Source organism: Nocardia sp. NPDC055321 (assembly GCF_053645575.1).
On record NZ_JBSHMS010000020.1, the window covers coordinates 19,589 to 27,314 of the forward strand.

The window sequence follows — 7,726 nt, forward strand, 5'->3', positions numbered from 1 at the left end:
ACCGCGCGCGAGCCCGGCCCGGCGCAGCGGCAATATGGACGATCGTGGCCGACGTGATCGATATCGAGGACCCCAGCGACCCGCGCGCCGACGACTTCCGCGATCTCGCCAACGCCGATCGGCGCCCGGACCTGCCGGGCGGCAAGGGACTGGTCGTAGCGGAGGGCACGGTGGTGGTGGAACGCATGCTGACCTCGCGATTCACCCCGGTCGCGCTGCTCGGGGTGGCGCGCAAGCACGAGGTGCTCGCCGACCAACTGCGCGAGGTCGACGTGCCGTACTACCGGGCGAGCGCGCAGGTGATGGCGGAGATCGTCGGATTCCATCTGAATCGGGGCGTGCTGGCCGTGGCGCGGCGCCCGCCCGAGCTCACCGCCGCCGAGGTCCTCGACGGCGCGCGCACGGTCGCGGTGCTGGAGGGCGTGAACGATCACGAGAACATCGGCTCGATCTTCCGCAACGCCGCCGGACTCGGCGCGGACGCGGTGCTGTTCGGGGACCGCTGCTCCGATCCGCTGTACCGGCGTTCGGTGCGCGTCTCCATGGGACACGTGCTGCGGATTCCGTTCGCCACCCTGCCGGCGCTGCCCGGCGGCCTGGATGTGTTGCGCGAGCGCGGTTTTCAGATCATCGCGCTCACCCCGGATCCGGCCGCGGACAATCTGGCCACCGCCATGACCGGGTCGCGGGTGGCGCTGCTGCTCGGCGCGGAGGGCCCCGGCCTCACCGCGGAAACCATGGGCGCCAGCGATATTCGCGCGCGGATCCCCATGACCCCGGGCACCGATTCGCTCAATGTGGCGACCGCGGCCGCCATGGCCTTCTACGAGAGAGTGCGAAACCAGTGAGCTACCCCCCGGACGGACCCTACGGCTACGGCTATTCCGAACCCACCCCGTGGGCGATCGGCGTGCCGGTCAGCGCACTGGTGGCGGCGCTGACCGCGACGGGGGTGTACGCCTTCGGCGCGGCCCTGGCCGAGATCCATCCGCTGCTGGCCGCGCTGGTGAATCTGGTCGCGGTCGGCGGCGTGGCGCCGTCGGCCTGGCGCTGGCGTTTCCAGCCGGTGACGCGCTGGGTCATCGCCGGCTTGGCCGCCGGCGTGCTGCTGGGCTGGATCGCCCTGCTCGCCTAGGACACGTGGTGCCGGTCGCGCCCGCCGCGCAGCCAGCCCAGCAGTCCGCGTTTGCCGTTGTGCTCGGCGACCGGCTCGGGCCCGGGATCGGCGGCCGGCGCCCGGCCCTTGGGGAAGAGCGAGAAGCCGCACACCTGGATCTGATCGGAGGTCAGCGGCTCCGGGGCGCCCGGCTCGGTGGCGCCGGGACTCGCGAGGGGCCCGCGATACCGGAAACCGAGCCAGAGCCCGTTGGCCGCGTCCGCGAAATCGGGCGGATCGAAGGGCAGCAGTCGCGGATCCGGCAGCACGCCCGGCGCGAGCGCGATGGGGTGCTCCCCTGCCCAGTACGGCCGCTCCCAGACCATCGGCATGCCCTCGTCCTCCAGGATGTTGACCCGGCTGGCGCTGAACGAGCGCCGGAACTCCCCGCGCTCCCAGTACGCGAAGGCGCCCCAGCCCAGGGAGAGGTCGTAGGAGACGAGATAGGTGTGCTCGGAGGCGAGCGGCCGGACCAGTAGTTCGGGCAGGGCGGTGGGCCGGGGCAGCGCGGCCTGCGCCGAGCACACGACGGTGACGCCGGGATAGCAGCCGATGTACGTCGATTCCGGATCCGGGCCGCCCCAGACCTTCATGGTGCCCGCGGCGGCGGGCACGACGTCGCGGTCGGGATTGAGCTGTCTGGCCAGGGCCAGCGCGGCTTCGGGATCGGGCCCGGGGTGCGCGCGGAGCACGGCGGCGGGGTCGGGAGCATCGACGTACCAGAGCGAAGAGACTGTGGACGGCACTTACGGCACCTCCCGATTGTTGCGACCCAAGTTGGCAACTCTTGAGCAACACCCGGTGGCCGTTGTCGGCGTCGGCGTGGAGTCAACCCGGCAACCACCGCCACCACGTCAAAATCTACCCGCACCGGCGGCCGAAATGTCGCCGTTGCCCAACGTTGTTACCGGCGCGGCGAACTCGGCCGCCGATCACGTGGAAATGGCCGAGCGGCCACGGCGGGCAGCGGCCGCCGCGACCGGGTGTCCCGCGGTGTCGCGCGAACTCAGTGACCCGAGCTGCGCACGCCCAGCAGCACGTCCTCCCAGGACGGCATGGGCGCCTTGCCGCCGCGCTTGGCACGGTTCTGCTTGGGCGCGGCCGGTTTGGTCGCGGGCTTGTCCGCGCTCGCGGCCGGAGCCGAGGACGCCGCGGCGGCGGCCGGGGCGGGCGCGGGCTCGGCGGGCGGGGCCGCGGGCGCCGGAGCGGGCGCGGCCGGAGCGACGGGCTCGGGGGCCGGCTGCGCGGGCGCCTGGTGCGCGGGCGCCGTATGCGCGGGAGCGGTGTGCACCGGGGCCGAATGCGCCGGTGCGGCGGGCGGATTCGGGGTCGCCGGGGCGGAGGGCGCGATCGGCGCCGGTGCCGGGGCGGCCGCCGTCACCGCGGGCACGGTGCCGTCGCCGACGGCCGCGCGCTGCTCGTAGTAGCCGTCCAGGTCCTGCTGACCGGTGACCCGGGCCGAGGTGGCCTCGTACTCGGCGCGCTCCTCGCGCGGCGCGGGCGCCGGTACGGTCTCGACCACGGCGGACTCGGTCTGGTCGGGCAGGATCGTGGCCAGGCCGCGCAGGGCGCGGCCGAAGTCGGGGTCGATCAGATCGGCGGCGGGATCATCGAGCGGCACCACTGAGCCGCCGTGCGCGTCGGGCTGGTAGCGCCAGTGCGCGGCGATGACCGAACGTCCGGCCTGCCACTGCAATTGAGCGACCCAGTAGCCCTTCTCGTCCTTCCAGGCGTCCCACTCGGCGACCTCGATGTTGTGGCCGCGCTCGGCGAAGGCCGCGGAGACGATCTCGATGAGGGTTTCGATGGCCGGGCCGTCGTTGCGGACCGGATGGGCCTTCTGCGCCAGTTCGGCGGCGCGGGCGCGTTCGAGCAGCACGGGGTACGCGAAACGTTCCACCCGGCTCGCGGGCATACCGGATTCTTCGGTGACCTGCTCCACCGAGGCACCGGCACGGATTCGTGCCTGGATATCGCGAGGGCGCATCGTGGCTTCCGTTTCGATCTCGATTTGTCCGAACCGGGCAAGATCTCCGCGGGCAGCGGCGCGCAGTTTGTCGTCGGCGGCGAGGCGGTACTTCTGACCGCTCTCGGTATCGATGCACACGATGTGTGTGGAATCGGGCGTCAATCCGATTACTCGAAGTTCACGCACCGTTACCTCCTTGTCACTGCATCTAGCACAGTGCTGCTTCTATAAACAGCTGACAGGCTCGCGACACCGCCCACGTTCTGGAACAGTAGTGCACTTCTGTGATTCGTGGGGCAAGACACGCGGCGCGAAAATCTGTCGCCAGACTCTCGCGCCGCATATGGTGTCTCTTTCGGCACCCTCCGCTCGGAGCGGACCGGCGCCGAATTACGGGTATCAGCCGATGTTTTCGACGACCCAATCGATGCTGCGGGTCAGCTGCGACACGTCCTCGGGGTCGATGGCCGGGAACATGCCGACGCGCAGCTGGTTACGACCCAGCTTACGGTACGGCTCGGTGTCGACGATTCCGTTGGCGCGCAGCACCTTCGCAACCTGTGCGGCATCGACCGACTCGACGAAGTCGATGGTGCCGACAACCTGCGAGCGGTGATCGGGGTTGGCGACGAACGGGGTCGCGTATTCGCTGGTCTCGGCCCACGAGTACAGGCGCGAGGACGAATCGGCGGTGCGCTTCACGGCCCAGTCCAGACCGCCGTTGCCGTTCATCCACTCGATCTGGTTGGCGAACAGCAACAGTGTGGCGAGCGCCGGGGTGTTGTAGGTCTGATCCTTGGTGCTGTTGTCGATCGCGATGGGCAGCGACAGGAATTCGGGGGTGAAGCGACCCGAGTTCTTGATCTCCTCCACGCGCGCCAGCGCGGCCGGGCTCATGAGCGCGATCCACAGGCCACCGTCGGCGGCGAAGCACTTCTGCGGCGCGAAGTAGTACACGTCGGAATCGGCGATGTTCACCGGCAGACCGCCCGCGCCGGAGGTGGCGTCGATGGCGATCAGGGCGTTCTCCGAACCCGCGGGACGCGAGACCGGGATGGCGACACCGGTCGAGGTCTCGTTGTGGGCCCAGCCGATGAGGTCGACCGAGGGATCGGAGGTCGGCTCGGGCGCGCTGCCCGGCTCGGCCTTGACCACGATCGGGTCGCCGATGAAGGGGTTGGCCTTGGCGACCGAGGCGAACTTCGAGGAGAACTCGCCGTTGGTCAGGTGCAGCGACTTCTCGCGGATGAGACCGAAGGCGGCCGCGTCCCAGAACGCGGTGGTGCCGCCGTTGCCGAGCACGACCTCGTAACCGTCGGGCAGGGCGAACAATTCGCGCAGGCCCGAACGCACCCGGGCCACCACGTCCTTGACCGGCTTCTGCCGGTGCGAGGTGCCGAACACCGAGGCGCCGGTATCCACCAGGGACTGCAGCTGTTCGGGACGCACCTTGGAGGGTCCGCAGCCGAACCGTCCGTCGGCGGGCTTGAGATCGTCGGGGATGGTCGGGAACGCAGAGGTCATGGCGACAAGACTAAAGCCTGCCGGTACCGGGTGAATCGAGTGGGTGGGCCCGGCAACGCGATCGGCGGCCGGTCCCGGGCAACCGGCGAGTATCGCTGTGGCGCGGGCCACACAGCCGTTACGGTGCACAGCCATGGACATGGCCGAACACGTGCGCCCGGACGTCACCCCCGACGAGTCCGGAGCGTTCGCGAATTCGGCTGGGCCACATGGTTATAGCCCGGAAGCATCGCCGGGCCGCGGTCCGGGGGCGGCGCCGGGCGGGCAGCGCGGGCCCGGATTCCTGGCGCGGCTGTCGACCCAGTTCGGCTCCCGGGGCCTCGCCCGGCGCGGTCCGGACCTGGACGAGGCCGGGCGCCGCGAACTGCTGCTGCACGGCAGCGAGGGCGTGGCGACCGTGCTGAGCGTGCGAGCGCCCGGTCCGGACACCGCCGGCGGGCACGAACTCCGGGTCCGGGTGCGCCTGGAGGGCCGCCATCCCTACGAGACCCGGATCCGCCAGCGCATCACCGCCGCCGACCTGGTGTGGACCCAGCCCGGCGATACGGTGGCCTGCCGCGTCGACCCCGGCGACCCGGACCGGCTGGTGATCTACGTGCCCGCGCCCGGGGAGTCCGCGCGCGCGAACATCGCGACGATTCTCGGGCACGGCCGGCGGGCGCGGGCCACCGTGCTGGCCGCGAGCCCGGTGGCGGCCGACTACTCCGGGCGCGAGGATCCGGTGCTGCGCCTGGATCTGGAGTTGCGAGCCTGGGACGAACCGGGTCCGTGGCGGGTGCGGCTCGTCACGCCCGTGCCGCTGGCCGCGCTGGAGCTGGTGGATCTGGGCGCGCGGCTGGAGGTCGCCTTCTTCACGGTGGACCGGGGCGACTCGGTGGCGGTGGACTGGGCCGCGTCGCGCGCGGGACGCTGACGGTTCCGCCCGGGGCACGCCGGACGAGCGCAACCCGCGGGCGACTATCCGATTCGGCGCGGGGAAAGGGCGCCGATCCCGGACGGGCAATCCTTCGGCTACGGCAGATGGACGAACTCGAAACCCTTGTCGCGCAGCGCGGGCAGGGCCCCGAACAGACCGGCCGCCGTCCCCGAGCGCGGCCGGTGCATGTGGGCGAGCGCGATGCCGCCGGGCTTGGCGGCGAGCAGCCCGGACTGCACCTGGGCGGCGGTGGCGGTGGCGCCGTAGTCGGCGTTGATCGTGTAGCCGATCGGGGTTTCGCCGAGGTCCTGCACGATCGAGACGCCCAGATCGTCGTAGTGCGCGGTGCCGGGACGGAAGAAGCGCGGTGCGCGGCCGGCGACCGCGGTGAGGCGCTCGTGATTGAGCCAGACCTCGTCGACCGCCTCCTGCACGGACGCGGTTCCCCTGATCTCGTAGGCCGCGCGGCCGTTCACCGAAAGCGGCTTGTGGGCGACGCCATGGTTGGCGAGCTCGAACAGCGGGTTGCCCGCCAGTTGCTCGGCACGCGCCGGATTGGCGTCGATCCAGCGCTTGTTGAGGAACAGGGTCGCCGGAATGCGCTGGGCTATGAGCAGACTCAGCAGGTTCTCGTCGATGTCGTTGTTGCCCGGGCCCCCGCAGGCGTCCAGGGTCAGGGCGAATTGTTTGCCCTGCGCCGCGAACGAGGTGCGGATCCCGGACAGGTCGGGGCCCCACCGGCTCGGTTTGTGCCCGGCGTATTTGGCCACCACCGCGGCGGTGCCGCCGTCGGCGAGGGTGACCGGCAGATTCGCGGGCACCAGGCGCGGGTCGGCGGGGTTCGGCGCGGATTCCAGGATGTGGTCGGACGAATTACCGTTCGCCACACCGCAGCCGGCGGTCACGAGGCCGGCGGCCAGGACCGCGCCCGCGGTCAGGAAACCGCGACGCGGCAATCGGTGGTCCAGCACCGATGCAGGCTATGCGAATCCAAACCCGGTGGCCAGCGCCGGAATCAGCGTTTTTCCAGATGTAGCCGACCGGCAACCGATTCGCCACCGGCCGGGCCGAATGGCCTTTCGGGGCAGCTTTTCTCACATCCCACCAGCCCCGGCGCGCAGACACGGCCGTCGTATACCAGACTGTAATCGGTTGGGTCGCCACGAGGCCGAGCCAATCAGCGGCAACTGCCGCACGGTACGGCCACACGGCTGATTTCATTCTCCGCACAAGGATTTACATGACCTACCCGAACAACCCCTATCCGCAGCAGCCGCAGCAGCCCGGGGGTTTCTCCTACCCGCCGCAGCAGGGTGCGCCCGGCTACGACGCGCAGCCCGGCTACGGTGGCTACCCGCAGCAGCCCCAACCGGGTTACGGCGCACCGCAACCCGGGTACGGAGCTCCTCAGCCGGGGTACGGGGCGCCGCAGCAACCCGCGTACGGCGCGCCCCAGCCGGGATACGGCGCTCCCCAGCAGCCCGCGTACGGCGCTCCGCAGAGCGGCTACGGCGCGCCGCAGCAGCCCGCGTACGGGGCACCGCAGCCGGGGTACTCCCCCTACGGCGCGCCGCAGGGTGTGCTGGCGGACTGGGGTTCTCGCGCCGGCGCGTTCCTGATCGACATGCTCATCTTCTCGCTGCCCGGCATGCTGCTGAACATCATCGCGCGTGCCGCCTTCACCGAGCCGCTCAGCTGTGATTTCGACAGCACGAGTTACGAACCCTGCACCGGCGGCGGGCTGTCCGCCGTCGGCGCTGTCGTGATGGTGCTGGCGTTCGTCGCCAGCCTCGCGGGCCTGCTCTTCCAGGGCTACCTCGAGGGCACCACCGGTCAGACCCCGGGCAAGAAGGCCCTCAAGATTCGCGTGATCCGCGAAGCCGACGGCCAGCTGCTCGGCGCGGGCACGGCGATCGGCCGGCGCTTCGCCCACATCCTCGACGCCCTGCCCTGCTACCTGGGCTTCCTGTGGCCGCTGTGGGACGACAAGAAGCAGACCTTCGCGGACAAGATCGTCAAGAGCATCGTGGTGAAGACCCAGTAGTTCCGGGTCACCCCCGAAAACAGTCGTGGGGGGGGGGGGGGTCGGGGGCCGGCGCCGGCGCGCGCAGAGGCTCCAAGACGAGCACGTTAAGCAGGCAGAAGAGCCACCCCCCCCCCC

The 7,726-nt window shown here is 70.9% G+C and carries 8 protein-coding genes; 4 read left to right on the plus strand and 4 right to left on the minus strand.

Going from position 1 to position 7,726, the window contains the following annotated elements; all coding sequences use genetic code 11:
* Positions 1 to 44 precede the first annotated feature (44 nt).
* Together ACWIGI_RS29175 and ACWIGI_RS29180 are read left to right on the plus strand one after the other, a co-directional pair.
* A complete protein-coding gene (locus ACWIGI_RS29175) occupies positions 45 to 848 on the plus strand; it encodes a TrmH family RNA methyltransferase (RefSeq protein ID WP_454205698.1) in 804 nt (267 codons plus the stop codon).
* Positions 845 to 1,135, plus strand: a complete 291-nt coding sequence (locus tag ACWIGI_RS29180; RefSeq protein WP_454205699.1) for a DUF2537 domain-containing protein — start codon at positions 845 to 847, stop codon at positions 1,133 to 1,135. The genes ACWIGI_RS29175 and ACWIGI_RS29180 overlap by 4 nt, the downstream gene beginning before the upstream one ends.
* Here ACWIGI_RS29180 and ACWIGI_RS29185 read toward each other — a convergent pair.
* The 3 genes from ACWIGI_RS29185 to serC all read right to left on the minus strand — a co-directional run bounded on the left by ACWIGI_RS29185 (position 1,132) and on the right by serC (position 4,649).
* Positions 1,132 to 1,902 (minus strand): DUF6928 family protein, encoded by a 771-nt coding sequence (locus tag ACWIGI_RS29185; protein ID WP_454205700.1) that lies wholly within the window; start codon positions 1,900 to 1,902, stop codon positions 1,132 to 1,134. The two genes, ACWIGI_RS29180 and ACWIGI_RS29185, sit on opposite strands and share 4 nt — an antisense overlap.
* Positions 1,903 to 2,162: 260 nt before the next feature.
* Positions 2,163 to 3,311, minus strand: coding sequence for a septation protein SepH (sepH, locus tag ACWIGI_RS29190; RefSeq protein WP_454205701.1), 1,149 nt, complete (start codon positions 3,309 to 3,311; stop codon positions 2,163 to 2,165).
* Positions 3,312 to 3,524: 213 nt separating this feature from the next.
* Positions 3,525 to 4,649: a phosphoserine transaminase gene (serC, locus tag ACWIGI_RS29195; protein WP_454205702.1), complete on the minus strand. Its 1,125-nt coding sequence runs from the start codon at positions 4,647 to 4,649 to the stop codon at positions 3,525 to 3,527.
* 133 nt (positions 4,650 to 4,782) lie between these two features.
* Between serC and ACWIGI_RS29200 the strand changes: the two genes are divergently transcribed.
* Positions 4,783 to 5,562 carry a hypothetical protein gene (locus ACWIGI_RS29200; RefSeq protein ID WP_454205704.1) on the plus strand — a complete coding sequence of 260 codons (780 nt, stop codon included), beginning with the start codon at positions 4,783 to 4,785 and terminating at the stop codon, positions 5,560 to 5,562.
* Between the two features lie 98 nt (positions 5,563 to 5,660).
* Here the strand turns inward: ACWIGI_RS29200 and ACWIGI_RS29205 are convergent, their stop codons facing one another.
* Positions 5,661 to 6,536, minus strand: a complete 876-nt coding sequence (locus tag ACWIGI_RS29205) for a polysaccharide deacetylase family protein (protein ID WP_454205705.1) — start codon at positions 6,534 to 6,536, stop codon at positions 5,661 to 5,663.
* 269 nt (positions 6,537 to 6,805) lie between these two features.
* Between ACWIGI_RS29205 and ACWIGI_RS29210 the strand changes: the two genes are divergently transcribed.
* Positions 6,806 to 7,609: an RDD family protein gene (locus ACWIGI_RS29210; protein ID WP_454205707.1), complete on the plus strand. Its 804-nt coding sequence runs from the start codon at positions 6,806 to 6,808 to the stop codon at positions 7,607 to 7,609.
* Positions 7,610 to 7,726 lie beyond the last annotated feature (117 nt).

Coding starts and splice junctions, on each gene's coding strand:
- ACWIGI_RS29210 (WP_454205707.1), top strand. CDS start 6,806: ATGACCTACCCGAACAACCCCTATCCGCAGCAGCCGCAGCAGCCCGGG.
- serC (WP_454205702.1), bottom strand. CDS start 4,649: ATGACCTCTGCGTTCCCGACCATCCCCGACGATCTCAAGCCCGCCGAC.
- ACWIGI_RS29200 (WP_454205704.1), top strand. CDS start 4,783: ATGGACATGGCCGAACACGTGCGCCCGGACGTCACCCCCGACGAGTCC.